At 72.8% G+C, this 26093-nt stretch carries 27 protein-coding genes and 1 pseudogene; 17 read left to right on the top strand and 11 right to left on the bottom strand.

The features are described from left to right. Nucleotides 1-165 precede the first annotated feature (165 nt). Complete coding sequence (locus ACPXCB_RS24445; protein ID WP_425877844.1) at nt 166-651, bottom strand: carboxymuconolactone decarboxylase family protein; 486 nt, start codon at nt 649-651, stop codon at nt 166-168. A 167-nt stretch (nt 652-818) separates the two neighbouring features. Here ACPXCB_RS24445 and ACPXCB_RS24440 point away from each other — a divergent pair, with 167 nt between their 5' ends. After that, the gene (locus tag ACPXCB_RS24440; RefSeq protein ID WP_425877843.1) at nt 819-1733 is read left to right on the top strand and encodes an RNA polymerase sigma-70 factor; all 915 of its coding nucleotides are present in this window, start codon (nt 819-821) and stop codon (nt 1731-1733) included. Continuing rightward, nucleotides 1730-2278 carry a hypothetical protein gene (locus ACPXCB_RS24435; RefSeq protein ID WP_425877842.1) on the top strand — a complete coding sequence of 183 codons (549 nt, stop codon included), beginning with the start codon at nt 1730-1732 and terminating at the stop codon, nt 2276-2278. Before ACPXCB_RS24440 ends, ACPXCB_RS24435 begins: the two co-directional genes overlap by 4 nt. A 54-nt stretch (nt 2279-2332) precedes the next feature. On the opposite strand, the gene ACPXCB_RS24430 is transcribed toward ACPXCB_RS24435, so the two are convergent. Next, nucleotides 2333-2593, bottom strand: coding sequence for a hypothetical protein (locus tag ACPXCB_RS24430; protein WP_425877841.1), 261 nt, complete (start codon nt 2591-2593; stop codon nt 2333-2335). Between the two features lie 408 nt (nt 2594-3001). Here ACPXCB_RS24430 and ACPXCB_RS24425 point away from each other — a divergent pair, with 408 nt between their 5' ends. The 3 genes from ACPXCB_RS24425 (at nt 3002) to ACPXCB_RS24415 (ending at nt 4550) form a co-directional block, all read left to right on the top strand. After that, entirely contained in the window at nt 3002-3229 is a 228-nt protein-coding gene (locus tag ACPXCB_RS24425; RefSeq protein WP_425877840.1) for a winged helix-turn-helix domain-containing protein, read from the top strand. Nucleotides 3230-3402: 173 nt separating this feature from the next. After that, the gene (locus ACPXCB_RS24420; protein ID WP_425877848.1) at nt 3403-3951 is read left to right on the top strand and encodes a carboxymuconolactone decarboxylase family protein; all 549 of its coding nucleotides are present in this window, start codon (nt 3403-3405) and stop codon (nt 3949-3951) included. Between the two features lie 254 nt (nt 3952-4205). Next, nucleotides 4206-4550 (top strand): type II toxin-antitoxin system HicB family antitoxin, encoded by a 345-nt coding sequence (locus ACPXCB_RS24415; protein WP_425877847.1) that lies wholly within the window; start codon nt 4206-4208, stop codon nt 4548-4550. A 490-nt stretch (nt 4551-5040) separates the two neighbouring features. Here ACPXCB_RS24415 and ACPXCB_RS24410 read toward each other — a convergent pair whose 3' ends face one another. Next, nucleotides 5041-6720, bottom strand: coding sequence for a DNA repair helicase XPB (locus tag ACPXCB_RS24410; protein ID WP_121397005.1), 1680 nt, complete (start codon nt 6718-6720; stop codon nt 5041-5043). A 175-nt stretch (nt 6721-6895) separates the two neighbouring features. On the opposite strand from ACPXCB_RS24410, the gene ACPXCB_RS24405 reads away from it, so the two are divergent. Next, nucleotides 6896-7789 carry a L,D-transpeptidase family protein gene (locus ACPXCB_RS24405; protein ID WP_425877839.1) on the top strand — a complete coding sequence of 298 codons (894 nt, stop codon included), beginning with the start codon at nt 6896-6898 and terminating at the stop codon, nt 7787-7789. 127 nt (nt 7790-7916) lie between these two features. Then, nucleotides 7917-8165 (top strand): hypothetical protein, encoded by a 249-nt coding sequence (locus ACPXCB_RS24400; RefSeq protein WP_425877838.1) that lies wholly within the window; start codon nt 7917-7919, stop codon nt 8163-8165. 10 nt (nt 8166-8175) lie between these two features. Here ACPXCB_RS24400 and ACPXCB_RS24395 read toward each other — a convergent pair whose 3' ends face one another. Beyond that, on the bottom strand, nt 8176-10656 hold the full coding sequence (locus tag ACPXCB_RS24395; RefSeq protein ID WP_425877837.1) for a helicase-associated domain-containing protein: 2481 nt from the start codon (nt 10654-10656) through the stop codon (nt 8176-8178). An 85-nt stretch (nt 10657-10741) separates the two neighbouring features. Between ACPXCB_RS24395 and ACPXCB_RS24390 the strand changes: the two genes are divergently transcribed. Both ACPXCB_RS24390 and ACPXCB_RS24385 read left to right on the top strand, forming a co-directional pair. Further along, nucleotides 10742-11365, top strand: coding sequence for an HAD family hydrolase (locus ACPXCB_RS24390; protein ID WP_425877836.1), 624 nt, complete (start codon nt 10742-10744; stop codon nt 11363-11365). A gap of 34 nt (nt 11366-11399) precedes the next feature. Next, nucleotides 11400-11786, top strand: a complete 387-nt coding sequence (locus ACPXCB_RS24385) for a cold-shock protein (RefSeq protein WP_132231948.1) — start codon at nt 11400-11402, stop codon at nt 11784-11786. Here the strand turns inward: ACPXCB_RS24385 and ACPXCB_RS24380 are convergent. After that, nucleotides 11747-12904, bottom strand: a complete 1158-nt coding sequence (locus ACPXCB_RS24380) for a 1,4-dihydroxy-6-naphthoate synthase (RefSeq protein ID WP_425877835.1) — start codon at nt 12902-12904, stop codon at nt 11747-11749. The two genes, ACPXCB_RS24385 and ACPXCB_RS24380, sit on opposite strands and share 40 nt — an antisense overlap. A 285-nt stretch (nt 12905-13189) precedes the next feature. Between ACPXCB_RS24380 and ACPXCB_RS24375 the strand changes: the two are divergent. Both ACPXCB_RS24375 and ACPXCB_RS24370 read left to right on the top strand, forming a co-directional pair. After that, nucleotides 13190-13453: pseudogene (locus ACPXCB_RS24375) on the top strand (helix-turn-helix domain-containing protein); the annotation flags it as partial. Between the two features lie 135 nt (nt 13454-13588). Continuing rightward, the gene (locus ACPXCB_RS24370; protein WP_425877846.1) at nt 13589-14206 is read left to right on the top strand and encodes a GNAT family N-acetyltransferase; all 618 of its coding nucleotides are present in this window, start codon (nt 13589-13591) and stop codon (nt 14204-14206) included. Here the strand turns inward: ACPXCB_RS24370 and ACPXCB_RS24365 are convergent. Together ACPXCB_RS24365 and ACPXCB_RS24360 are read right to left on the bottom strand one after the other, a co-directional pair. After that, nucleotides 14189-14854: a futalosine hydrolase gene (locus tag ACPXCB_RS24365; protein ID WP_425877834.1), complete on the bottom strand. Its 666-nt coding sequence runs from the start codon at nt 14852-14854 to the stop codon at nt 14189-14191. The genes ACPXCB_RS24370 and ACPXCB_RS24365 overlap by 18 nt on opposite strands. After that, complete coding sequence (locus tag ACPXCB_RS24360; protein WP_425877833.1) at nt 14851-16644, bottom strand: MFS transporter; 1794 nt, start codon at nt 16642-16644, stop codon at nt 14851-14853. The genes ACPXCB_RS24365 and ACPXCB_RS24360 overlap by 4 nt, the downstream gene beginning before the upstream one ends. 87 nt (nt 16645-16731) lie before the next feature. On the opposite strand from ACPXCB_RS24360, the gene ACPXCB_RS24355 reads away from it, so the two are divergent. Then, nucleotides 16732-17571 (top strand): DUF3027 domain-containing protein, encoded by an 840-nt coding sequence (locus ACPXCB_RS24355; protein ID WP_425877832.1) that lies wholly within the window; start codon nt 16732-16734, stop codon nt 17569-17571. A gap of 45 nt (nt 17572-17616) precedes the next feature. On the opposite strand, the gene ACPXCB_RS24350 is transcribed toward ACPXCB_RS24355, so the two are convergent. Beyond that, the gene (locus tag ACPXCB_RS24350) at nt 17617-17865 is read right to left on the bottom strand and encodes a DUF2530 domain-containing protein (protein WP_425877831.1); all 249 of its coding nucleotides are present in this window, start codon (nt 17863-17865) and stop codon (nt 17617-17619) included. Nucleotides 17866-17953: 88 nt separating this feature from the next. Between ACPXCB_RS24350 and ACPXCB_RS24345 the strand changes: the two genes are divergently transcribed. The 5 genes from ACPXCB_RS24345 to thpR all read left to right on the top strand — a co-directional run bounded on the left by ACPXCB_RS24345 (nt 17954) and on the right by thpR (nt 22549). Further along, entirely contained in the window at nt 17954-19432 is a 1479-nt protein-coding gene (locus tag ACPXCB_RS24345) for an NCS2 family permease (RefSeq protein ID WP_425877830.1), read from the top strand. A 119-nt stretch (nt 19433-19551) separates the two neighbouring features. Then, nucleotides 19552-20001 (top strand): MarR family winged helix-turn-helix transcriptional regulator, encoded by a 450-nt coding sequence (locus tag ACPXCB_RS24340; RefSeq protein WP_192581363.1) that lies wholly within the window; start codon nt 19552-19554, stop codon nt 19999-20001. 68 nt (nt 20002-20069) lie between these two features. After that, nucleotides 20070-21353 carry an MFS transporter gene (locus ACPXCB_RS24335; protein ID WP_425877829.1) on the top strand — a complete coding sequence of 428 codons (1284 nt, stop codon included), beginning with the start codon at nt 20070-20072 and terminating at the stop codon, nt 21351-21353. A gap of 96 nt (nt 21354-21449) precedes the next feature. Beyond that, nucleotides 21450-21959 carry a hypothetical protein gene (locus ACPXCB_RS24330; RefSeq protein ID WP_357576800.1) on the top strand — a complete coding sequence of 170 codons (510 nt, stop codon included), beginning with the start codon at nt 21450-21452 and terminating at the stop codon, nt 21957-21959. Nucleotides 21960-21973: 14 nt separating this feature from the next. Beyond that, complete coding sequence (thpR, locus tag ACPXCB_RS24325) at nt 21974-22549, top strand: RNA 2',3'-cyclic phosphodiesterase (RefSeq protein WP_425877828.1); 576 nt, start codon at nt 21974-21976, stop codon at nt 22547-22549. Nucleotides 22550-22559: 10 nt separating this feature from the next. Here the strand turns inward: thpR and ACPXCB_RS24320 are convergent, their stop codons facing one another. From ACPXCB_RS24320 to serC, 3 genes are all read right to left on the bottom strand, one after another. Beyond that, entirely contained in the window at nt 22560-23546 is a 987-nt protein-coding gene (locus ACPXCB_RS24320; RefSeq protein ID WP_425877827.1) for an aldo/keto reductase, read from the bottom strand. Nucleotides 23547-23623: 77 nt separating this feature from the next. Beyond that, nucleotides 23624-24706: a septation protein SepH gene (gene sepH / locus ACPXCB_RS24315; protein WP_425877826.1), complete on the bottom strand. Its 1083-nt coding sequence runs from the start codon at nt 24704-24706 to the stop codon at nt 23624-23626. A 187-nt stretch (nt 24707-24893) separates the two neighbouring features. Beyond that, nucleotides 24894-26021: a phosphoserine transaminase gene (gene serC / locus ACPXCB_RS24310; protein ID WP_311410527.1), complete on the bottom strand. Its 1128-nt coding sequence runs from the start codon at nt 26019-26021 to the stop codon at nt 24894-24896. Nucleotides 26022-26093: the final 72 nt, after the last annotated feature.

Below are 26093 nucleotides of genomic sequence, written 5' to 3'. Positions count from 1 at the left end.
GCCACCCTCCGGCGCGCCGCGGGCCTGCGCCTGTAGACCGTCCGGCCGGGACGGGCATCGTGGCCGGTCCCGGACGTGGGCGGGGCCGGGCCCCGGGCCCGCCCCCCCCCCCCCGCCACCGTCAGCCCCGGACCGGCTGATCCCGGGCCCGGGCCGGATCTCGATTCAGTCGAACGCGGCGGCGAACATGCCCGGCTGGTAGGAGCCGCCCCGCTGATGCACGATCACGGCGAGGCGATTGGCCGCGTTGATCAGGGCGACCAGCGCGACCAGCGCGGCGACCTGATCGTCGTCGTAGTGCTTGCGCACCTCGGCCCAGGTCTCGTCGGACACGCCCTGGTAGGCGTCGGCGAGCCGGGTGCCCTCCTCGGCGAGCGCCAGCGCGGCCTGCTCGGCCTCGGTGAAGACGGTGGACTCGCGCCAGGCGGCGATCAGGTTGAGCCGGACCGCGCTCTCGCCGGCCGCTGCGGCCTCCTTGGTGTGCATGTCGATGCACCAGCCGCAGCCGTTGATCTGGCTGGCGCGCAGCGACACCAACTCCTGCGTGGCCTTGGGCAGCGGCGACTGCTGGATCACCAGGCCGGCGTTCGCGAACCGCTTGGCGAACTTCCCGGCGACCTCGTTGTCGAACAAGTTGAATCGGGCGTCCATGCTTCCGTCCTTCACTCCTGGAATTCGGTGGGACGAACACGAGATGCCGGCGTGCAGCGCCGTGTGACGGCGCGGCCGGGGTGACGACTGCCACAACCGGAGGTGTCACAGAACGGTCCGGTCCGGCATCTGATGGGTGACGCAGCCGCGAGGAACAGGAGCCACCCATGGTGGGTACGCCGCATTCCGCCGCCGACGACCGCCCGGACCCGGCCACCGAGGCGTTCCTCGCCCACCGCAACCTGCTCTTCACCGTCGCGTACGAGATGCTCGGCTCGGCCGCCGACGCGGAGGATGTCCTCCAGGAGACCTGGCTGCGGTGGGCGGGCGTCGACCTGGGCACGGTCCGGGACCGGCGCGCCTACCTGGTCCGCGTCACCACCCGCCAGGCACTCGTCCGACTGCGTACGCTGAGCCGCCGCAGGGAGTCCTACGTCGGCCCCTGGCTGCCCGAGCCGCTGCTCACCACTCCGGACGTCGCCGAGGACGTCGCGCTGGCCGACAGCGTCTCGATGGCGATGCTGCTGGTGCTGGAGACGCTGGCTCCGACCGAACGGGCCGTGTTCGTGCTGCGCGAGGTGTTCGACCTCGGTTACGACGAGATCGCCGAAGCCGTCGACAAGAACCCCGCCGCTGTCCGTCAGATCGCCCACCGGGCACGGGCACACGTCGCGGCGCGCCGGCCCCGCCGCGTCGTCTCCGCAGCCGAGACCCGGTACGCGCTCGACGCGTTCCAGCGGGCGGTCGAGACCGGCGACCTGCAGGGCCTGCTCGACATCCTCGCGCCGGACGTGGTCCTGCTCGGCGACGGTGGCGGCGTCAAGCAGGCAGTCCCGCGGCCCATCCTCGGAGCCGACAAGGTGGCCCGCCTGCTGGCCGGCGGGTGGGGCAAGGTCGCGGGCAGCACGTCGTGGCGGCCGGCACAGGTCAACGGCCACCCGGCGCTGATCGTCCAACTCAAGGGCGAGATGGACACGGTCCTAGCCGTGCGCATCGACGGCGGCCTCATCACCGGAATCTACGCCGTACGCAATCCCGAGAAGCTGTCCCACATGGAACGGGAGACCGTTCTGAGCCGGTGAGCCGGAATTTCCCGTCCACCATGGACGCGATTCGATCCCGGTCCAGCTTGATATCGTGCCGCGTGCGTCCTTCCCTCTGGCTGTTCGCCGGTGGCGCGTTGGGTCTTGCGCAATCAGCAAGCGGAGCCCGCATCGTGCTTCGTGACGCGCTTGACGCGGAGGCGATGTACGGCGGCGGATTGGATGTCGTCCTGCTGCTGATGCTGGTGGGTACCTCGGTGACCGGCGCGGCCGTTCTGTTCGCCGCCGGTGGGCTGCTGGTTCGTCATCGGGTCAGGCCCGGCCGCGCCCTGCTTTATCTGTGGACCGGTCCGATCCTCGTCCGGTCGGCATATGGCGGCTTTCTCGTGAGCGTCCCGAACGACGGTGGCCCGTTTCCGGCCTGGGCTGTCGTAACAGAGGTCGTCGCCGGTCCAGCTCTGGTTCTGACGGTGATCGCCGCAACGTGGTTGCTGTCTTTCGGTCCAGCCGCACGCGGCGACTCCACGGCCTGCCGGCCTGGCCTCGGCCCCGGGCCGAGTTGCGCAGGCACGTGGAAGGCCTGATCGGCGAGTCACGGACGGTCGGGTACGCCGACGATCTGGTTCACCAACTACGGATCAGATGCCCGGCCGGACCCGCCTCGTGCAGGGCGACAGGTGGTCGGTGGGCAGCGCACACCGCGCGCCGCCGGGCAGTGGCCGGTCACAGAAGACCCAATGTCGTACGCCCTGCTGGTCCTCGGCTGAGACGGTGACCCTGCCGGGCTCGACGCGGGCGCTGAGCCGGGCCAGCACGCGGGCGGCGGTCCGGGCGAGGATCCGGGCCCGGAGCAGGTCGGGCGCGGTGACCGGCAGGTGGATCACCCAGCGGTCGGTCATCGGTCCAGCCGACGGATCAGGTTGCGCACGGGTGACCGCTCTTCGTCGGTTCGTGCCTTCGGTGGTTCATGTCGAAGTGGAGGGGCGGCCTCCGCCGGTTGCGGGCGACGGAGACCGCCCCGCCCTGCCGCCGCAGCCTCGATCGGCGGTACGGCGACAGGGCCGCGCCGGGGGAGCGCGGGGAGCGGGGTCTCGTGGGCGATGCGAGACCGTACGAGAGGCGCCAACCGACCGCAGCAGCACCGCATCACCGACAGTGACGCTACCGATACCTATCACCTCTGCCAACGCTCTCTTACCTGTCGAATCTAGCTGCTGCGCAGACCTGCTTCTCCTGCATCAGTTATTGCCGCTCTTTCACCTGTTGCTCGATACTGGGAGGGCCAACCGACTGCAAGGGGCCTTCACGTGCCGATTCCCCCGACGATGGGTGAGTTGATCAAGGATCTGCTGAGGCGGATCGAGGTGGGCGAGTTTCAGCCCGGGACAAAGATTCCGTCCACCCAGCAACTAGCCGATCACTACGACGTGTCGGTCTCGACGATCCATCGCGCAGTGGCAACGCTGCGGGAGCAGGGTGTGCTCGTTGGTCGTCCGGGGCGCGGCGTTTTCGTCGCGGAGTCCACCCGGCCCTGAGCGTGTCGCTCGGGCGGAGTTGCTGTTCCTCGCTCAGGCTTCGGTGGTCCGGCAACCGTCCCTCATGGATATGACCCGTCAGTGCGCAACATGCTCTTGAGATGCCGCAATCGATTCACTAGGTTCGATTGGTAAGCGCGATCAGGGACCGTCGGATCCAGGAGAGTGACCCCATCGCACACATCGAACTAGGGGTGGACGAGGCCGAGTTCCCGGGCATCCGTGGGCCGCTGCGCTTCCGGCCGGAGACCGGCCAACCGTTGCTCGAGCTGGTCGAGGTGCTGCTGCGGGGGCCGCACCCGCTCACGCCCGGGGAACGGGAGCTGATGGCCGCGTACGTCTCCGGCCGCAACGAGTGCACCTACTGCTGCTCGGCGCACTCGGCGTATGCGGCGGCGCAGCTCGACGAGGGTATGACCCTGGTCGATCAGGTACGCGCCGACCTGGACAGCGCACCGATCTCCGCGAAACTGCGCGCCCTGCTGCGCATCGCCGGGGCCGTCCAGGTCAGCGGACGCGAGGTCACCCCCGAACTGGTCGAGGCCGCTCGCGCCGAGGGCGCCTCCGACCTGGAGATCCACGACACGGTGCTGATCGCGGCGGCCTTCTGCATGTTCAACCGGTACGTCGACGGCCTCGGCACCCGACCGGCAGCCGACCCCGGGTGGTACGCGCAGGCGTCCGAGCGCATCGTCCACGCCGGCTACCGCCGGGTCCTCTGACGCCGAGCCGACCGGCGCCACCGGACCGAACCGCCTGCCCACGGGCAGAACCCGATCCGCTGGCCGGTCTTCGGACTTTTCCCCAAGCGCGAGCAGGACTTCGGGAAGCCGCGCCAAGCTGGCAGCTCTCACGCGGTGTTCAAGACGCCCTGGTCCGGCGACCCACGTGTGAACATTCAGAACGACAAAGGTAAGGCGAAGGCGTACCAGGTTCGGCAGGTGCTCAAAGCGATCGACAAGAAGGAGGCCATGTGATGCAGCCCGACCCCCGTCCCGAGATCACCCACTACACCTACCGCGTCACCTGGTCAGCCGAGGACCGCGAATTTGTCGCCACCTGCGCCGAGTTTCCCTCACTCTCCTGGCTGGCTCCCTCCCAGATCGAGGCTCTGCAAGGGCTTCAGGATCTACTGCGCGAGGTGATCGAGGACATGCAGGAGCAGGGCGAAGTGGTGCCGCAGCCGTTCGCCGAGCGCAGCTATTCCGGCAAGTTCAACCTGCGTGTCGGAGGGAGCCTGCACCGGGAACTCGCCATCCAGGCCGCCGAGGACGGCATGAGCCTCAACCAGTACGTGCTCCGCAAGCTCCGAGCCGCCTGAGGTTGAGATTGGCCTTCGCCGCCTCCTGCTGCGTGGCTGACAGACTGCCGAAATGAGTTACGACCTGGCGGTGTGGGAGGGCGTGCAGCCTGGCGACGACGGAGAGGGTGGCGTTGTCTACGAAAGGCTCTGTGTGGAGTACATGGAGGGTGAGGAGCGCGTTCCGACGCCGAGCATTCTTGCCTATGCCAAAGCACTGGCTGAGCGTTGGGCCGTCATGACCGAAGGCAGATCCTCCGGCTGGGGGTCGCTGCTTGACGACGCCTCCGGTCCGATGATCTACCTGACCATGCCTTACGGGCTGGCTGGGAAGCTGTCGGCCGAGGCCGCCCGGCTGGCCGACGGGCATGGACTTGTCTGCTACGACCCACAGTCGGAGCACCTCCGGCCAGTACACGACGACCAGGTCCGGCCGGAAGCACCTACGGCTGAGTCGTCTACGACATCAGCTCTACAGCGAGCGCGAGGGACATCGGGAACACCCCCGAGGTCAGTCGACCGTGGGCAGCTTCGGGCCGAGGACGTCGTCGGCGTCGACGATCGTGTACGCGTACCCCTGCTCGGCGAGGAAGCGCTGCCGGTGGGCGGCGTACTCCGTGTCGATGGTGTCGCGGGAGACGACCGTGTAGAAGTGCGCCTGGCGGCCGTCGGCCTTCGGGCGTAGGACCCGGCCGAGCCGCTGCGCCTCCTCCTGCCGCGAGCCGAACGTGCCCGACACCTGGATCGCCACGGCCGCCTCGGGCAGGTCGATGGAGAAGTTGCCGACCTTCGAGATGACCAGGGTGCGCACCTCGCCGGAGCGGAACGCGTCGAAGAGCCGCTCGCGTTCCTTGTTGGTGGTGGAGCCCTGCACGATGGGCGCGTCCAGGTATTCGCCGAGCTGGTGGAGCTGGTCGATGTAGCCACCGATGACGAGCACCTGGTCGTCCGGGTGCCGGTCGACCAGCGCCTTGACCACGGGCAGCTTGGTGCGGGCGGTCGCCGCCATCCGGTAGCGCTCCTCGGCCTCCGCCGTCGCGTACGACATGCGCTCCGCGTCGGTGAGCGTCACGCGTACCTCGGTGCACTCGGCCGGGGCGATCCAGCCCTGCGACTCGATGTCCTTCCACGGCGCGTCGTACCGCTTCGGGCCGATCAGGCTGAACACGTCGCCCTCCCGGCCGTCCTCGCGTACCAGAGTCGCCGTGAGGCCCAGCCGGCGACGGGCCTGGAGGTCCGCGGTGAAGCGGAAGATCGGCGCGGGCAGCAGATGCACCTCGTCGTAGACGACCAGGCCCCAGTCGCGGGCCCCGAACAGGTCCAGGTGGGTGAACGTGCCCTTCTTGCGCGAGGTGAGCACCTGGTACGTGGCGATGGTGACCGGGCGGATCTCCTTGCGCTCGCCCGAGTACTCGCCGATCTCCTCCTCGGTCAGCGACGTGCGCGCGATCAGCTCGCGCTTCCACTGCCGGCCCGCCACCGTGTTCGTGACGAGGATCAGGGTGGTCGCCTTGGCCTCGGCCATCGCCGCCGCACCGACCAGCGTCTTGCCGGCGCCGCAGGGCAGCACCACGACGCCCGACCCGCCGGCCCAGAACGCCTCCACGGCCTCCCGCTGGTACGACCGCAGCGTCCACGGCTTGCGGCCGTCCTTGCCGGCCTCGGCCAGCTCGATCGGGTGCGCCTCGCCGTCGACGTAGCCGGCCAGGTCCTCGGCCGGCCAGCCGAGCTTGAGCAGCGCCTGCTTGAGCCGGCCCCGCTCGGACGGGTGCACCGCGATCGTGTCGTCGTCGAGCTTCGCGCCGAGCATCCCGGCGAGCTTCTTGCTCTTCGCCACCTCGATCAGCACCAGCCGGTCCAGCGCCCGCAGGACGAGGCCGTGCGCCGGGTCGTTGGCGAGCTGGAGGCGGCCGTACCGGTCCATCGTCTCGGCCACGTCGACCAGCAGCCCGTGCGGCACCGGGTAGCGGGAGTACTTGATCAGGGAGTCCACCACGCCCTCGGCGTCGTGGCCGGCGGCGCGCGCGTTCCACAACCCGAGCGGCGTCAGCCGGTAGGTGTGCACGTGCTCCGGGGAGCGCTCCAGCTCGGCGAAGGGCGCGATGGCCATCCGGCACGCCTGCGCATCCGGGTGGTCGATCTCCAGCAGCAGGGTCTTGTCCGACTGCACGATCAGGGGTCCACCGCTCACGCCAGTGCCTCTCCTCCACCTCGGGTCGCCGGCTGTCCGGGAGGCGACTGACCCGCCCAGGCCGACCTACCAGTGTTGCACGCAGCCGGGTGACCGCAGAAAATTCTGCTCACCTGGAGCAACCGGAGCGGTACTCGCAACGTCTAGCAAAGGGAACACCTGTCAGGGAGGCAGCATGAAACATGTCCGGATCAGCAGCCGGCTGGTCGCCCTGGCAGTGGTCACGCTGGTCGGTGCCGGTGCGTGCACGTTCGATCCGCAGGCCGGTGGCGGTGGGGGCGGGGGACCCGTCGCGGCCGGGGCTGCGGAGCGGGTAACGGGGGCGAGCGGTGCGCCCGGGCCGGACCAGCGGGCGCAGCCGACCACGGCGCCGCCGAAGCCCAAGGTCAAGCCGACGCGGAGCACACCGCAACCGACGCGCCCCACGGTGGAGCCGACGCGCCCCGCGACGAAGCCCACCGGGCCGCCGTCCGTCGCCGGCTGCCCGCAGGGCGAGCACCAGCGCGAGGTGGAGGCGTACCTCGCCCGGCTGGGCGGGTTCGGGCGCGTGACCGTCGACGGCCGGCAGTCCGCCGCCGACTGCGCCGCCATCAAGAAGTTCCAGAAGCGGTACGACATCCGCCCCGCCCACGGTCGCGCCGGGCCGACCACCCACGACGTGGCGAAGCGGCTCGCCACCACCGACACGGCGCGCTGCCGGGCCGGCTCGGGCACCACCTTCTGCATCGACCTGACCCGGCAGACCACCTGGGTCATGCGCAACGGCAAGGTGCTCGTGCCGCCGACCGTCACCCGCACGGGCATGCCCGGCTACCGCACCCCCGCCGGCACGTTCACGATCAACTACCGCAACGTCAAGGAATGGTCCGACCCGTACGAGGTGTGGCTGCCGTACTGGCAGCACTTCACCCAGGGCATGGGCTTCCACCAGACCACGACCTACCTGCACGAGAAGTCGATCGGCTCGCACGGCTGCGTCAACCTGCTGCCCGGCGACGCCGTCCGCTACTGGGAACTGGGCAAGGTCGGCAGCAAGGTGGTGCTGGTGGGGCGGCGCCCCGGCACCTGAGCCGCCCGGCCGTCCGCGCCACCCCGAGATCGCACAACTCGTCCGATCAGGGTTTTATCCCCTGTCACTCCCGCCACGGCGGTGTCACGCTGGATGCCTGGCGTCGAACCGGACGGGGAGGCTGGAGATGACGGTCGACCGTGAAGTGATACCGGAGCACAGTCCCGCGCACGACCGGTCGCCCGTCGAGGAGGTCTCCACCGCCACCGTCGTCGCGTACGGGGTGGCGGCGGTGGTGCTCGTCGGCTGGTTCCTCTTCGGCTGGCTGGTGCTCGAACAGGGCTTCGTCGACTCGGTCGGCGAGTCGGCCGGCGCCGGGTTCACGCTGCTGCTGATCGTCTCCGTCGTCGGGACCGTACGCCGCAGCCGGCGCTGACCCGACCCGCTCAGTCCTCCAGCACCGCCGCCGTGATCCGGTGCAGGGCGAACGTGTGCAGCATCTCCGTCCGGTCGTCCTCGGCGCGCAGGTAGCCCGCCCCCATCGAGACCGGCCGCACGAGCCGGGACGCGGTCGCCCCGTGCGCGTCGACGTACCCGACCCAGACCCGCGCCCGGTCCCGGATCGCCTGCTGGAGCACCGCGAGGGCGTCGCTGTGGGACGGCACCGGCGCCGGTCCGGTACGCCCGACCCCGCCCCGGACCACGGCCGGCGCCCGTCGCGCGGCCCGCGCCGCCGCGTCGCCCCGCCGGATCTGCTCCACCACGCCGAGCAGGCGGGGCATGGCCAGCTTCGGTGTGGTCAGCGGGTCGAGCGTCCGGGTCGTCACCGGCACCCGGGCCGGCGCCCGCCGGATCTTCGGGCGGGCGAGCACCGCCGACCCGCTCGCGTCCTCCGGCACCGGGGCGTACCCGGCGTCGCGCAGCACCATCAGCATCCGACCCACCTGGTACGGCGTCGACAGCACCGTCGGCGCCAGCCGGCGCAACGCCAGCGGCTCCAGCCGCCGGTCGGCGAGCACCTCCGTCAGCAGCGCCTCGTCGTCGCTGCGCACGTACGCCCCGGCGGAGCCGACGCGCAGCCCGCCGTGCTTGCGGGCCACGTCGTCCACCAGGTACGTCAGCCCCTGCGGGACGGGGGTGCGGGACCGCCGGCGGAACAGGGCGTGCAGGTCGTCGGCCGAGTAGCCGGCGTCCAGGGCCCGGCGCACGCTGGCCGGGGTGACCCGGTGCACGCTGGCCCCGCCGGCCGACTCGTGCTCCGCCACCACCTCCAACTCGGCGGCCAGCGCCGGGTCGGGCGGGCCGGGCACCACGACGGTCAGGTCCGCCTGCACGAGGAAGTGGTCCACCGGGGCGGGCAGCAGTGCGTCCAGCGCGCGTACGGTGCTGGTCGGGTCGCCGCTCTCGGTGTCCGCCCGCAGCCCGAGCGGGTCGTCGCCGCCCCGCTCGTCGGCGGCGGTCACGTCGGCGAGCAGCAGCCGCCCGTACGAGGTGAGCGCCCCCAGCCCCGTCACGCCCAGCGTGGCAGCCTCCACCAACACCTCCCGGTGCGCGGCCTCCCGCCCCCGGCTGCGCCGCGGCGCCCGCCAGTCGAGCAGGGCCAGCACCTCCTCGGGGGTGGGCCCGGTGGCGGGCTCCAGGTCGGCGAGGACCTCCAGCACGGCCCGTCGGGCGGCCGGCGCGCCGGCCCGTTCCGCCTCGGCGGAAAGCACCGTGATCGGCCGGTCCCGGTCGTCGCGCTGCCCCACCAGCCCGGCCTGCCGCGTCATGGTCAGCCAGGCCCGGGCGAGCTGCTCCCAGCGCTGCGCGAGCGTCCCCGCCCGCCACACCTCGTACCCGGCGGTGGGCAGGACCTGCTGGTCGGCGCCGTGCCGGGTGGTGGTGGCCCCGGGCAGGTCGACCTCGCCGACCAGCCCGCCCGCGTACGCCGCCTCCAGCAGCACGGCCGCCGTCGACTCGTCCACCCCGACGGCCTTGGCGAGCCGGCGCAGGTCACGGACGCCCAGGCCACCCGAGCGCAGCACCGGCGCCGGTTCGGCGGCGAGCTGCTCCAGCAGCGCCTCGGTGTGGCGTACCACCTCCATGGTCTGCCCGGCCCCGGCGGAGTCGGCGGCCTTCGGCTCACGCGGCGCGGTGGCCACGGGCGGTGGGCTGCTGCGCAGCGGGCCGAGCGGGCCGCTGTCGCGGCGCAGCAGCAGGCCCACCTCGCGGGGCAGTTCGACGGTGCCCGTGGCGCCGGCCCGGCCGCCGGAGACCGGCACCAGCAGGTGGTGGTCGACGAGCCAGCGCACCGGCGAGCCGGTCGGCACGCCGCCGTTCGTCGGGTCCGGGGGCAGGTCGGCCTCCGCACCGAGCGGGGGCGCCTGCAACGCGCCCGCCGGCACGCTGCCGACCGGCGGTCCGGCGGCCAGCCGGTCCAGGATCGCCCGGGCCGAGGGTGGCGCGGCCAGCAGCGTCCGCCGCAGCTTCGCCGGGTCCGCGCAGAGCGCCGCCGCCCGCGGGCCGAGCTCCGCCGCCGGTCGACCCAGGCCCGCCGGGTACGGGGAGACCTCGTCGACGCTCGCCACCACGCGCAGGGCGCTCTCGGGGCCGTACAGCACGAAGAGCGCGCGCAGCCGGTTCACGGCGGCGCGGACGGTGGTGGGGGCGGGCGGCTGCGGCCCGGCGGTCGCCATGGCGAGCACCGCGTCGGTGGAGGTGGTCTGCTCGGCCGCGTCCCGGGTCAACCGGGCGGCGTCGAGCATCAGCAGGGTGAACTGGTCCAGCGCGTCGAGGGCGCGGGCCACCGAGACCCGCGACTGGGCCCGGGTGGCGAGCGCGGAGACGTCGGCCGGCACGGGTACGACGAGGTCCGGCCGCAACTGGAGGAGGGCGGCGAGCGACTCGTCGGGAAGTGACCGCAGGTGGTCGGCGAGTGAGGTGGTCATCGTCGTTCCACGCTAGCCCGGCAGAGGGTCCTCCCGCCCCTCGGACGTCCGGCTGACCCGGGGTTGGGCGGGTACGTTCTCCCGCATGGCAGCGCTGACGGTCGGCTTCGACCTCGACATGACCCTGGTCGACTCGCGTCCCGGCATCGCGGACACGTTCCGGGCGTTGACGGCCCGCACGGGGGTGCATGTGGACGCGGCGGCCGCCGTGGCGAGGCTCGGCCCGCCGCTGCGTACGGAGATCGCCCGCTGGTTCCCGCCGGAGCAGGTCGACGAGGCCGTCCGCACGTACCGCGAGCTGTACCCGGCGTACGCGATCACACCCACCGTCCCGCTGCCCGGCGCGGTCGCCGCGATCGACGCGGTACGCGAACGCGGCGGGCGGGTGCTGGTGGTCACCGCCAAGCACGGCCGCCTGGCCCGGCTGCACCTCGACCACCTGGGCCTGGTGGTCGACGAGGTGGCCGGCGACCTGTTCGCGGAGGGTAAGGCGACCGCCCTGCGGCAGCACGGCGCGACCCACTACGTCGGCGACCACGTGGCCGACATGGTGGCGGCGGAGGCGGCGGGCGTACCCGGCATCGGGGTCGCCACGGGCCCGTGCGCCGCCGACGAGCTGCGCGCGGCCGGGGCGGAGGTGGTGCTGGATGATCTCACCGGATTCCCGGCGGCGCTGGACGGGATGATCCGGCTAGCCTTGGAGCGGTAGACGTCTCAAGCTCAAGCGAAGCAGGGGTTCTCAGGTGCCGACGGGTCGAGTGAAGTGGTTTGACGCGGCCAAGGGATACGGGTTTGTCACCAGTGACGAGGGTGGCGACGTGTTCCTGCCCAAGGGCGCGCTACCGACGGGTGTCACCGACCTCAAGGGCGGTCAGCGGATCGACTTCAGCGTGGTGGACAGCCGCCGGGGCGCGCAGGCGATGGGCGTCAAGTTGCTCGACGCCCCGCCGTCGATGGCGGAGCTGCGTCGCCGGCCGGCGGAGGAGTTGCACGGCCTCGTCGAGGACATGATCAAGGTGCTGGAGGCGAAGGTCCAGCCGGACCTGCGCCGGGGTCGTTTCCCGGACCGCAAGACGGCGCAGAAGATCGCTCAGCTGGTCCACGCGGTCGCCAACGAGCTGGAGGTCTGAGGCACCAGCCCGGCGTAGGCGGCCCGGCCGAGCAACGCCTCGACGGCGGCGAACCCCGCGTCCCCCAGGTCGGCGGTGAAATCGTTGACGTAGAGCCCGATGTGCCGGTCCACCACGTCGGGCTCCATCTCCTGCGCGTGTGCCAGCACGTACTCCCGGCTGGCGGCCGGATCGGCCCAGGCCTGGCGTACCGACTCGCGGATCCACCCGGCTGCGGCCTCGGGGTCGACCGCGCCGCGCCGGGCCAGGATGGCCCCGAGGGGGATGGGCAGGCCGGTGTCGGCCTCCCACCACTCGCCGAGGTCGACCAGGGCGGTCAGGCCGTGCCGTGGGTAGGTGAACCGGGCCTCGTGGATGACCAGGCCGGCGTCGTACCGGCCGGCCGCGACGCCCGGCATGATCTCGTGGAACGGCACGACCTCGATCCGCGCCGGGGGCCGGTCGGCCGCCCAGAGCCGGAACAGCAGGTACGCCGTCGTCCGGTCGCCCGGCACCGCCACCGTGGCGCCGCTCAGGTCGGCGCGCCCGGAGCCACCGAGCCGCTCGGGCCGCTCGGGCTGGTCGGGCCGGCCGGGCCGCTCGGGCCGGTCGGGCTGGTCGAGGTCGTTGGGCCGGTCGGGGTGGTCGCCACGGGTCAGCACCAGCGGGCCGCAGCCGCGGCCCAGCGCGCCCCCGCAGGGCAGCAGGTGGTAGTCGTCCAGCAGCCACGGCAGCGCCGCGTAGCTCACCTTGACCAGGTCGAACGCACCCCGCTCGGCGGCCGTGTTGGTGACGTCCACGTCGGCGTACGTGACGTCGACCGGCGGTGCGCCGGGCACGAGACCGTGCACCAGGGCGTGGAAGACGAACGTGTCGTTGGGGCAGGGCGAGACAGCCAGCGAGAGCGCCACGCCTTCACCGTATCCCCGCCCCGGGTGACACGTCCGACCGTGGCAGGCTCGGTGTGACCTGGACCCATTGCGCCGAGCCGGCGGCCACCGGGCCAGGCGGGTTCCGCCCGCCCCTCCGCCGCCCCTCCGCACGGACGGAACGTGCCCGGCGGACGGGAGCGCGTGTGCCGCGTTGCCGGCAGACCTCGTCCGGTGGCCCCTTTCGAGCTGATGTCGTAGACGATTCATCCCCGCTCGCTCGCTCGCCCGCTCGCTCGCCCGCTCGCTCGCCCGCTCGCTCGCCCGCCCGCTCGCTCGCCCGCGGCGGGTGGCTGTGAACCTCGGGTGTGACGGGGACCATGGCGCACCCGTCACGTGGCACGGGCGGCAGCGGCCCTTGATGTCGTAGACGATTCAGCTCGACAGCGTCAGAGCAGGGTCCTCGTCCCTGGGGCCGTCGTTGGTTGGGCCGTCCTGCCGGGCTGTCGCTGGCCGGTCGTCGAGCCGTGCGATGGTTCGATGCGTTGATCGTCGATGTTGTCCACAACTTTGTCCACAGCCTTGTCCACAGGTGGCGGGTGGGTGTTGAGGACGTCGCGCCGCGCCGGGAAGCATGTTCTCGTGACAGAGCTGACGGAAGCTGTCGACCTTGGTGCAGCCCTGCGGGCCCTACGACGGCGAGCGGATCTGAGCCAGCGCGAACTGGCCGAGCGGTCCGGAGTGCCCCAGGCGACCCTGGCCCGGATCGAGTCGGGCCGGGCCGCCGATCCACGGTTCCGCACGGTGGAGCGGCTCGTCCGGGCCGCCGGCGGGGAAGTGCCGATCCGCGTAAGCGGCACCTCCGCAACCGCCGGTACCTCCGCAACCGCCGGTACCTCCGCAACCGCCGGTACCGGCGTAACCTCCGGAGCCGCTGACCTGTCGCTGCCGGCGGTGCCGCATGACGCGCTGCGGGACGGAGCAGGGCGGCGCTACCCGGCGCACCTCGACGCCTGGGAGGTCAAGGAGCCGAAGGACTGGCCGGGCGCCTGGTGGGCGAACTGGTACAACCTGCCGCCGGCGCTCTGGCCGTTACCGGTACCGCCGGCCACGTACGAGCGGAATCGTCGATACCGGGACCGGCGCCGACGGGCCGAGGAGATCCGGCGGACGGTACGGCTGCGTCGGGTGACGGGCGGCGGCCTGCCGGCGACGTCGTGGCGGTTCGTGGCTGAGCTGCCGGGCGGTGGGCTGGTCGGTGAGCTGCGGGCCCACGAACGCAGCCCGCACCTGATCGACGGCGACGAACCGAGCGACGAGCGGGAGATCGTGCTCGACGGGGTTCTCGTCGCCGAGGCGTGTCGACGGCTCGGCATCGGGCGCCGGTTGGTCGCGATGCTCGCCGCCGAGATGGACCGCTCGGGCATCCGCGCGGCCCACGCGATCGCCGAGGGCGGTTATGTCGACCTGCTGCTCGCCTGCGGATACCAGTTCAAGACGAGCCGGCCGTGGGCCCTGCGGCACGACCGTCGGCCCGCGACGGGGAACCGACCGTCAGCGCAGGGCGGGTGACGTCAGGGCCGCGGCGGCGGTGGTGAGGGCGGCGAGCGCCTCGCGCATGCGCCAGGCGTCGCGGTCGCGGGGGCCGATCGGGTTGGAGACGGTACGCAGCTCGACGAAGGGGACGCCGGCCTGCGCGGCGGCGACGGCCACGCCGTACCCCTCCATGGCCTCGGCGACCGCGTCGGGATGACGCCGGCGCAGGGCGTCGGTGCTGGCGGCGCTGCCGGTCACCGTGCTGACGGTCAGCACCGCGCCCACCGTCGCCGCCGGCAGCGCGGCCCGCAGGGCGGCCAGCAGGCCGGGGTCGGCGGCGAGCGCGATGCCGCCACCGAGCCACTCCGGGGGCATGCCCAGCTCGTCCACCGGGAGGAAGCCCGCCGGCGACTCGGCGCCCAGGTCGGCGGCGACGGACACGGCGCCCAGCACCGTCGCGCCGACGTCCGCCCGGCCGGCGAAGCCGCCCGCCACGCCCGCGCTGACCACACCGCGGTACGGGCGCCCGGCCGCCTCGGCGAGCACCAGCAGCCGGGCGGTGGTGGCGGCGGCCACGGCGGGGCCGACCCCCACCGGCAGCACCGTCGTCGACGCATCCGTCAGGCCCGCGCGGACCGCCTCGGCCTCGGCGGGCACCGCCGTGACCACCAGCAGGCCCGTCACGGCAGGGGCCCCTGCGGCTCCCGCCGGGTCTCGTCGTCCGCCCCGCCCGGCCCGCCGACGGCAGACGACGGCCGGTAGATGTGGTACCCGGGCGGGGCCAGGGCCGGGTCGTCCAGCGGCGAGCCGCCCTGCGCCGGGGCGGGCGAGACGGGCGCCACCCCGGTGTCGGGGCCGACCCCTGCCTCGGCGCGTGCGCCAGCGCCCGTGTCGGCCGGGTCTTCCCCGGTACCTCTGTCGTCCCCGGTACCTCTGTCTTGCCCGGTACCTCTGCCGGTCCCGGTGCGCGCGCCCGCCGTGTCGCCCGTGCCGGTCCGGTCGTTCCTGCCGGTGTCGACACCGGCACCGGCGCCGCTGCCGGTGCCGGTGCCCGGTTCGTCGGTCTCGTCGGCCAGTTCGTCGTCGGCGAGCGGGCGACCGGCCAGCCGCTCGGCGCGCAGGCGGCTCGCCACCACCATGCCCCGCACGGCGGCCAGCGTGCCGACCCCGGCGGCGACCGCGATCCCGATCCGGCCGTCGAAGGGTACGAGCCCCAGCCCGCCCCCGACGACGAACGCGAGCATCAGCACGGTCTCGGAGTGGGCGAACGAGCTGGCCCGCAGCCGCTCCGGGATGCGCTCCTGGATCGAGGCGTCCACGGTGAGCTTGGCGATGCCGCTCATCAGCGCGGCCACCAGGCAGAGCAGGGCGACCATCGGCAGCGAGAACTTCAACGCGGCGAGGATCGCCACCCCACCCACGATGATCATGCCGCTGGACTGGATCGCGACGGGTCGGTGGATGCGCAGGCGGGTGCCGATCGCGGTGGCGAGGAAAGTGCCCACGGCCAGCGCGGCGCCGACGAGGCCCAGCGCCCCCTCGTCGCCCAGGTCCCGGCCGAATACGACGGTGGTCAGGTCGCCTGCCTTGATCGCGAAGGCGAGGAAGAGCAGCAGGAACCCGTACAGCCCGCGCAGCGTCGCGGCACCGATCAGGGTGGCGATCACGAGCCGGCCGGCCGGCCGTCCCCGGCCCAGCGGGCGGTCGCCGGTGCGCCGCCAGAGCGCGCGCAGCGGCCGGGGCACCCGCTCCGTTGGCTCGGAGTCGGCCTTTGGCGGCAGGCGCAGGGAGATCACCATGCCGACCAGGAAGATGATCGAGGCGACCCGGAGCGGCCACTGCGGCCCGAACCAGAAGGCGGCCAGCCCGATCGGCGCGACCAGGGCGCCGGCCACCGTGCCGTAGACGCTGGCCCGGGCGCCCACCTGGGAGAGCCCGAGCCCCTCCGGCAGCAGCCGTGGGACGGCCGCCGAGCGGGCCACCCCGTACGCGCGGGAGAGCGCCAGCACGCCGAAGGCCGCCGGGTAGAGGCCGAAGCCGTGGATGTAGTCGGAGATCAGCCAGGCCAGGAAGGCGCGGCCGAGCATGGTGGCGGCCAGCGCGTACCGGCGGCCGTGGCGGAAGTGGTCGAGCAGCGGGCCCACCACCGGGGCGAGCATGGCGAACGGCACCATGGTCACCAGCAGGTAGAGGGCGACCTTGCTGCGCGCCTCGCCGAGCGGGACGTTGAAGAAGATCGTCCCGGCGAGGCCGATGGCGATCAGCGTGTCCCCGGCGCAGGAGACCGCGTGCAGGTCGAAGAGGCGGACCATGCCGACCTCGCCCCCGGCGCCCCGGGTGCGGGCCCGGCCCGCCCGCCGGGTCATCCACCGACCGCTGCTGACCGAGCCACGGAACAGCAGGCGGACGGCCTTGATGCCGGTGCCGACGGTCCGCCCGAGTACGGACCGCCCGGAGCGGGAGAACAGCGGCATGCCCACCATCCTCGCCCATCCGGTCCGTCCGTGCCGCACCACTGTCCCAGAACGTCGTCGGCGGGTGCCTGTCGGTCGGCCGTACGCATGGGGAACAATGGTTGGGTGACCAGGCCTGCCTCCGCCCGTGCCGCTCGTCTCGACCAGGTCTGCGCCGCCGCCGTCGAGGTGGCGCGTGACGCCATCACCGAGGTCGACCCCTCGGACATCGGCGACCATCTCCAGGCCGTCGCGGAGGGTGACCGACTCGTCACCCACTACTTCGAGTGTCGGCTCGCCGGCTACCGGGGCTGGCGGTGGGCGGTCACCGTCACCCGCGTGCCGCGCAGCCGGCACGTCACCATCTGCGAGACGGTGCTGATCCCCGGCACGGACGCGATGCTCGCGCCCGGCTGGCTGCCGTGGCAGGAGCGCCTCAAGCCGGGCGACCTCGGCCCCGGCGACCTGCTACCCACCCCGGCGGACGACGACCGGCTCCAGCCCGGCTACCTGCTCTCCGACGACCCGGCGGTCGAGGAGACCGCGTGGGAGCTGGGTCTCGGTCGGGCCCGGGTGCTCTCCCGGGAGGGGCGCAGCGAGGCCGCCCAGCGCTGGTACGACGGCGACCACGGCCCGTCCGCCGCGATCTCGGCCGCCGCCCCCGCCGCCGCCCGCTGCGGCACCTGCGGCTTCTACCTGCCGCTCGCCGGCGCCCTGCGGCAGTCCTTCGGGGCCTGCGGCAACTTCTACGCCCCCGACGACGGTCGGGTGGTCAGCGCCGACCACGGCTGCGGGGCGCACTCGGAGACCCTGATCGAGGCCGCCGAGACCCCGGTCGAGGAGTTGCCGACGGTCTACGACGACAGCGCGGTCGAGCCCATGGCGGTCAGCCGGGCACCGGGCTCCGTCGAGGCCGCGGAGCCGGCGGAGCCGTACGGCCACCCCTGACGCCACCGGCACTGCGCCGGTCCGGCGGACCGGTGTCGTCGCAGGTCAGCGGCCGGCGCGGCGGCGACGTCGGTTGGCGTCGTGCCGCATCATCACGGCGAGACCGGGGAAACCCCACAGGAAACCGGCCAGGCAGGTCCACAGCCAGTCCTGGTGATCGTGCGCGGTCAGCCAGTTGCGGAAGAAGACCAGCAGCACCAGCCCGGCGAGCGCCCAGGCCGCCATCCCGGCGAGGGCGAACGGCACCATCGGCGGGTCGAGCGGCTCGGGCCGCGGGGGCTGCTCCTTCGGCACGCGGCAAGCGTACGCGATCAACTTTTCCTGCTGGCCGGTGATCTGCGACGATGCGCGCGACAACGGAAGATCCACCTGCGAGGAACTGATGGCAGTAGCGCCGCCCGAGAACGGCACACCACCCGACCCAGCGCACCCCCGTAACGGTTTCGACCGGTACTTCGAGATCTCCGCCCGTGGCTCGACGGTGAGCCGCGAGGTACGCGGTGGCCTGGCGACCTTCTTCACGATGGCGTACATCGTGGTGCTCAACCCGCTCATCATCGGTGGTGCCGTCGACGGCGACGGCCAGAAGCTCTCCATCGCCGCCCTCGCTGCGGCAACCGCCCTGGTCGCCGGCCTGATGACCATCCTGATGGGCGTGGTCGGCCGGTTCCCGCTGGCGCTCGCCGCCGGCCTCGGCGTCAACGCGCTGGTCGCGTACGAGATCGCCCCGGAGATGACCTGGGCGGACGCGATGGGCCTCGTGGTGATCGAGGGCCTGATCATCGCGGTGCTGGTGCTGACCGGCCTGCGTACGGCGGTGTTCCGCTCGGTGCCGACGCAGATGAAGACGGCGATCGGCGTCGGCATCGGCCTCTTCCTGACCATCATCGGCCTGGTCGACGCCGGCTTCGTGCGCCGGGTGCCGGACTCGGAGAACACCACGGTCCCCGTCGGGCTGGGCATCGACGGCAGCCTCGGCAGCTGGCCGATGCTGGTCTTCGTGGTGGGACTGCTGCTGACCATCGTGCTGATGGTGCGGCGGGTCAAGGGCGCGATCCTGATCGGCATCCTCGGCTCCACCGTGGTGGCGATCGTCGTGGAGGCGTTGTTGAACATCGGGCCGTCCTTCGTCGACGGCAAGCCCAACCCGAAGGGCTGGGCGCTGAACGTCCCCGAGCTGCCGAAGACCTGGGTGGACGTGCCGGACCTGTCGCTGCTCGGCAACTTCAACCTGTTCGACTCGTGGGGCCGGGCCGGCTGGGTCGTCGTCCTGATGTTCGTGTTCACCCTGCTGATCACGGACTTCTTCGACACCATGGGCACGATGGTCGCAGTCGGCCAGGAGGGGGGCATGCTCGACGAGCGGGGCACCCCGCCGCGGGCCAAGGAGATCCTGCTGGTCGACTCGATCGCGGCGGCTGCCGGCGGTGCGGCGAGCACGTCCAGCAACACGTCGTACATCGAGAGTGCCGCCGGTGTGGCGGAGGGCGCCCGCACGGGCGTGGCCAACCTGGTCACCGGCGGGTTGTTCCTGCTGGCGATGTTCCTGGCGCCGCTGGTCGTGGTGGTGCCGTTCGAGGCGGCGTCGACGGCGCTGGTGGTGGTCGGGTTCCTGATGATGACCGCGGTGCGGACGATCGACTGGTCCGACTACGAGATCGCGATCCCGGCGTTCCTGACGATCGTGCTGATGCCCTTCACGTACTCGATCTCCAACGGCATCGGCGCGGGCCTGATCACGTACGTGGTGGTGAAGCTCGCCAAGGGCAAGGCCCGGGAGATCCACCCGCTGCTGTACGGGGTGGCCGTCCTCTTCGTGCTCTACTTCCTGCGTGGGCCGATCGAGTCCGTGGTGCTCTGAACACGGCCTGCTCCGGGCCGGTGACCGGACGGCGTACCCGGCCCGGAGCAGGACAAACTTCTCGTGAGCGTGGTCATATCAGTGGTCATTCGCCAAGCTAATTAGTTAGGCTAACTATCGTGACGGAGCGGACGGTGACGGCGAAACGCGTGCCACCGGCGCAGCTGGCACCGCAGCTGCGTGATGCGATCACCCGGCTGAACCGACGGGTCCGCCAGGCCCGGCCGGTCGGCGACCTCACGGTCACCCAGCTCTCCGCGCTCACCAGTCTCCGGCTGGCGGGTGCGCTGACGCCTCGGGAACTGGCCGACGTCGAACGGGTGCAGCCGCCCACGATGACCAGGATCGTCGCGAAGTTGGAGGAGCGCGGCCTCGTGCAGCGCACCCCCCATCCGACCGACGGCCGGCAGGTCATCCTGGCGGCGACCGAGGGGGGACGGGCCGTGCTCGACCAGTTCGAGCGGGTCCGTGACGAGTGGCTGGCCCGCCGGCTGGCCGACCTGACCGAAGCCGAGCGGGAAACCCTGCGGCAGGCTGCCGAGATCCTTCAGCAGCTCGCCCGCGCCTGACCCGCGCCTCGTGCCACCGTGCCGTCCGCCGTCGATGACGCGTACGACCGCAAGGAGGCGCACCAAGAGTGCAGGCGAAGCTGAGCACGATGTTCCAGTCCCTACAGGTCCGCAACTACCGGCTCTTCGCATCCGGGCAACTGATCAAGCTGATCGGCGTCTGGATGATGTTCATCGCCCAGGACTGGCTGGTCCTCGAGCTCTCCGACAACTCCGCCACCGCGCTCGGCGTGGTGACCGCGCTCCAGTTCACCCCGGTGCTGCTGCTCACCCTGCTCTCCGGGCGGCTCGCCGACCGCTACGACAAGCGGATGCTGCTCTTCGTCGCGAACGCGTTCTGGACCGTCCTGGCCCTCGCCATGGCCCTGCTGGTGATCACCGGCCTCGTGCAGCTCTGGCACGTCTTCGCGTTCGCGGCCCTGCTCGGCGTCGCCAACGCCGTGGAGACCCCCGTCCGGCAGTCGTTCGTCTCCGAGCTGGTCGGTACGTCGCTGCTGCCGAACGCCCTCTCGCTCAACGCGGCCGTGTTCAACTCCGCCCGGATCGTCGGGCCGGCCGTCGCCGGCCTGGCCATCGCCGCCTTCGACGTCGGGCCGGTCTTCCTGTTCACCGCGCTCAGCTCGATCGCCCCGCTGGTCACCGTGATCCGGATGCGCCCCGCCGAGCTGCACCGGGAGGCGCTGCTGCCGCGCGACGAGCGGGCGTCGGCCAAGGTCGTCGACGGCCTGCGCTACGTGTGGCGCCGGCCCGACCTGCTGCTGCCCATGGCGGTGATGTCGGTGATCGGCATGTCGCTGTTCAACTTCCAGCTGACCCTCGCCGCGCTGGCCAAGACCGTGTTCCAGACCGGCGCCGCCTCGTTCGGGCTGTTCAGCACCGCGCTGGCGGTCGGCGCGCTGGTCGGGGCGCTCGCGGGCACCGGGCGGCGCAGCCGCCCGTCGGTCTGGCTGGTGCTCGGCGCGGGAGTCGGCTGTGCCAGCTTCGGCACGCTGGTGGGGCTCGCCCCCGCGTACTGGATGGTGGTGGCGCTGCTGCTGCCGACCGGGTTCTTCATGGTGTACTTCGCCCAGGCGGCCAACCAGCGGGTCCAGCTCGGCACGGACGCCGCCTTCCGCGGCCGGGTGATGGCCCTCTGGGTGCTGGTCTTCCTCGGCACCAACCCGGTCGGGGCGCCGCTCATCGGCTGGGTCGCCGAGACCTACGGCGCCGGCGCCAGCATCTGGAGCGGTGGGCTGATCTCGCTGGCCACCATCCTGATCGCGCTCACCTGGCAGCTGCGCCGCTCCGGCGCCCGGCTGCGCTTCCGCATCCTGCCGATGCCGCGCTTCTACGTCACCTCCGCCGACTGCTGAGCCCGTCGCCCGGGCGGGCCGACCGCTTCCTCGGCCGAGGGCGCGAATGACACGAAAGCGGTGGCGGTAAGGGGGAAAGCGGCTTAGCGTCGATACGTGGAGCTCGGACGCGCGCTGCTGCTGATCCTGGCCATCGTCGCCATGGCCAGCCTGCCGGCGCTGATCGCCCTGGTCTTCTGCGCGGACGAGATCATCGACCGGGTCGCCTGCGGGTACGCCGAGTGGCGTGAGCGCCGGCGGGAGCGGCGTACTATCGCCCGGCTGGACCGGGCCGTCGAGGCCGACGCGCTGACCCGCGACATCGACCTCACCGCCTTCGACCGGCCCGACCGGCGCCCGCTGGAGGAACTCGCCGCCGACCTGCGCCGCCTGCGCAGCCAGGGGGTGGGTTCCGACGGCCGCCAGCCCGTCTGGCACGGCATGGTCCTCCAGGCGTACGACGACCGGCTCCGGCTGGCCTGCCAGGCCCTCGGGCTGGCCGAGCACCTGACCGAGCTGGAGGGCGTCGACCTGGAGCTGGAACGCGTCCGGGTGGAGGGCCTGCTGCACGCCGCCGGGCTGACCCTGCCCGCCGCCCGGGCCGGTCACTGGCAGCGTCACCGCTGAGGGCGGGGCCCGGCGTGAGGCTCTTCGTCGCGCTCTACCCGCCGCCCGAGGCGGTCGCGCACCTCGGCGCGCAGGTCGCCCGCCTGCGGATCGGCGCGGCGGCCGCCGGGACCAACGTCCGGCTCGCCGACCCGGCCAACGCGCACGTCACCCTCGCCTTCCTCGGCGACGTGGAGGCGGACCGGCTGGTCGCCGTGGAGAGCGCGCTCGGGCTCGCCGCCGAGTGGTCCCGCGACGGCCGCCAGGCCGCGCCCCGCCTCCGGCTGGCCGGCGGCGGGCGGTTCGGACGGGGCCGGTTCACCGTGCTCTGGGTCGACCTGCGGGGCGAGGTGGAGCCGGTGCTGGTGCTGGCCCGGCTCATCCGCTCCCGGCTGCGGCACGCCCGCCTGCCGCACGACGAGAAGCCGTTCCGCCCGCACCTGACCGTCGCGCGCCCCGGCGACCGGGTGCCCCCGGCCGACGTGGCCGCCGACGTGGCCACCCTCGACGACTACGAGGGCCCGGAGTGGCCGGCCGGCGAGATGGTCCTCGTGCGCAGCCACCCCGGCCCCCGCCCCACCTACGACCGCCTGGCCGCCTGGCCCCTCTGACGATCCCCGGTCACCAGGCCCAGGCCTCGGGGCCGGGGCCGCCGTTGCCGACGGGCGGGAAGAGCTCGTCCAGGCGGGTGAGGGTGTCCTCGTCGAGCTCGACGGTCAGGGCGCCCAGGGAACGGTCGAGCTGGTCGGTGGTGCGCGGTCCGATGATCGGGGCGGTCACCCCGGGCCGGGACAGCAGCCAGCCGAGGGCCACGTCCGCCGGGTCGTGACCGAGGTCGCCGCAGAGTTTCTCGTACGCCTCGATGGTCGGCCGGTGCTCGGCGAGCGCGTCGGCGGAGCGGCCGCTGGCGCCCCGCGCGGCCCCGCCCTCGGCCATCTTCCGCAGCACTCCGGCGAGCAGCCCGCCGTGCAGCGGCGACCACGGGATGATGCCCAGCCCGTGGTGCTGGGCGGCGGGCACCACCTCCAGCTCGACGTACCGGGTCATGAGGTTGTAGATGCACTGCTCCGAGACCAGGCCGAGGAAGTGGCGCTTCCCCGCCGCCTCCTGCGCCACGGAGATGTGCCAGCCGGCGAAGTTGGACGATCCGACGTAGAGGACCTTGCCCTGGGCGACCAGGGTCTCCATGGCCTGCCAGATCTCCTCCCACGGCGTGCTCCGCGAGACGTGGTGCATCTGGTAGAGGTCGATGGTGTCGGTCTGGAGGCGGCGCAGCGAGTCCTCGCAGGCCCGGACGATGTGCCGGGCGGAGAGGCCCTGCTGGTTGGGCCACTCGCCCATCTTGCCGTAGACCTTGGTGGCCAGCACGACCTTCTCCCGCCGGCCGCCGCCCTGGGCGAACCAGCGCCCGATGATCTGCTCGGTGATCCCCTCGCCGGTCTGCCAGCCGTAGACGTCGGCGGTGTCGAAGAAGTTGATGCCGTGGTCGAGGGCCCGGTCCATGATCGCGAAGCTGTCCGGCTCGGTGGTCTGCGGCCCGAAGTTCATCGTGCCGAGGCAGAGGCGGCTGACCGACAGGCCCGTACGGCCGAGGTTCGTGTACTCCATGAGGCCACCCTGCCACGGCGGCAGTTGGAGTGCCTCGCGTTGACTCCGGCGACCGGGTGGTCGCCGGAGTCAGGCGGTCACGAGGACTCGCGGGCCGCCGGGCCGCTGCCGAAGAGCACGTCGTCCCAGCTCGGCAGGCGCTTGCGCGGCTTGCCGCTGGCGTCGGTCGACTCGCCCGCCGCTGCCGCCGGCGTGCCCGTGCGACGGGGCCGGAGCACCGCCAGCGACGGCACGGCCGGCACCTCCTTGGGCGCGTCCGAGTCGTCGTCGAAGGCGGAACCCTGCCCTCCGCCGAGCAGCGCTGCCGCCCCGCCGCCGACCGGCCGCTGGCGTGGCGCGTCCTGCCCGGCGAGGGCGGCCGGGGTGCGGGGTTCGAGCCCGCGACCCGAGGTCGAGCCGAGGGGACGGTCGAGCGAGGCGAGCAGGGCGTCCCGCCCGGCCCGGATCGGGTCGCGGCCGGGACGGCTGTGCTCCGCCGCCGCCGGCAGGCCGTGCCCGCCCCGGCTCGGCTCGCCGCGCGACGGGCCGGGCAGCGCGTGGCCGCCCCGCTCCTGTGCCGGCTCCTGGCCGAGGATCGGGGTGGGCCGCTCGGCGCAGAGGTATTGCGCCATGTCGTCGTGCGGGGTGACCGACTGCCGGGTCTTGTCGAGATCCCAGATCGCCTGCGCGGTCGCCTTGCCCGAGGGCCAGGTCGCCACGATCCGCCAGGTGCCGTCGTCGCGGCGCCACGCGTCCCAGGAGATCTTCTCGGTGTCGATCCCGTGCTGGGCGAGCCGGCCGTTGACCACCTCGGCGAGCGGGGTGGGCTTCTCCGCGCCCTTCAGCCGGGTGCGGCGGGCGTGCTGGGCGAGCATGGCCCGCTCCTGGAGCACCGGGCCGGCGTAGCGCAGCACACGGTCGACCGGCACGCCGGCGATCCGGGCGACGTCCTCAGCGGACTCGCCGGAACGGATCTTGGCCTGGATGTCCCGTGGGGAGAGTGAGGGCACCGGGTCGGCGGTCGCCGCCGGGGCCACCGCGAGCGGCGGGGCGCCGGGCTCGGCGTGCAACGCACCGGCGATCCGCTCGTCGATGGGCAGGGCGAGCAGTCGCCCGACCTCGTCGGCGAGCACCAGGGCCTGGCCGTCCTCGGAGAGGGCGACGAAGCGTACTGGGCGCATGGCGTAGCCTCCGTCCCGCTTCGCTGGCCGTCACGCCACGAGCCGGCCACCCGGGCGTCCTCGCACCACCGTACGCGCATCTGTCCGCAGGTGGGGGATGCGACACCCGCATGTCGCGACTGAGCGGCCCCTATGATCCGGGTGGGGGGCCGCCAACGCGTCCGGCGGCCACCGACCGTGACGGCGATCAGAGCCGTTCGACCACGTAGTCGATCGACGCGGTCAGGGCCTCGACGTCGGCCGGCTCGACGGCCGGGAAGAGCGCGACGCGAAGCTGGTTGCGGCCCAGCTTGCGGTACGGCTCCGTGTCCACGATGCCGTTGGCGCGCAGCGCCTTCGCGATCGCGGTGGCGTCGACGGAGTCGGCGAAGTCGATGGTGGCGACCACGTTGGAGCGCAGCGCCGGGTCGGTGACGAACGGCGTCGCCACCTCGGAGCGCTCCGCCCAGCCGTACACGATCGCGGCGCTCTCGGCCGTGCGCTTGGCCGCCCAGGCCAGCCCGCCCTGGGAGTTCATCCAGTCGGTCTGCTCGGCGGCCAGGAAGATGGTGGCCAACGCCGGGGTGTTGTAGGTCTGCTCCAGCCGCGAGTTGTCGATCGCGGTGACCAGGTCGAGGAAGGCCGGGATGTAGCGGCCGGACGCCTTGATCTCGCCGGCCCGCTCCAGTGCGGCCGGCGACATCAGGGCCAGCCACAGGCCGCCGTCGGAGCCGAAGCACTTCTGCGGGGCGAAGTAGTAGACGTCGGTCTCGCCGACGTTGACGTCCAGGCCGCCGGCGCCCGAGGTGGCGTCGACCAGCAGCAGCGAGCCGGGGTCGGCGCCGGCGACCCGGCTGATCGGCACCGCGACACCCGTCGAGGTCTCGTTGTGCGGGGTGGCGTAGACGTCCACCCCGGCCTCGGCGGTCAGGGTCGGCGCGGTGCCGGCCTCCGACTTGCGGACGGTGGGCTCGCCGAGGAACGGGGCGTCCTTGACGGACTTGGCGAACTTCGCGCCGAACTCGCCGAAGCTGGCGAACTGCGCCCGGTCGCGGACCAGGCCGAACGTCGCGACCTCCCAGAAGGCCGTGGTGCCGCCGTTGCCCAGCACCACCTCGTAGCCCTCGGGGAGGGAGAAGAAGTCGGCGATCCCGCGGCGCAGCCGGGCCACCTCGTCGCGGACGGTCTTCTGCCGGTGCGAGGTGCCCAGGTAGCTCGTCGCCACCTCGGCGAGGGCGGAGACCGCCGCCGGACGGACCTTGGACGGCCCGCAGCCGAACCTCCCGTCGGCGGGCTTGAGGTCGTCGGGAATCCGGATGGTCGGTGCGTCAGCCACGGTTGTCGAGATCCTTCCGCAAGGGCGAGGGCGGGCCCGGTGTTCAGGCGGGCGCGGATCGACGGCGGACGC

Origin of the sequence: Micromonospora sp. DT62 (assembly GCF_049847285.1) — a bacterium.
Taxonomy (GTDB): domain Bacteria; phylum Actinomycetota; class Actinomycetes; order Mycobacteriales; family Micromonosporaceae; genus Micromonospora; species Micromonospora reichwaldensis.
The sequence above is the reverse complement of the archived record's forward strand: the minus strand, read 5'-3'. Positions and strand labels throughout refer to the sequence as shown.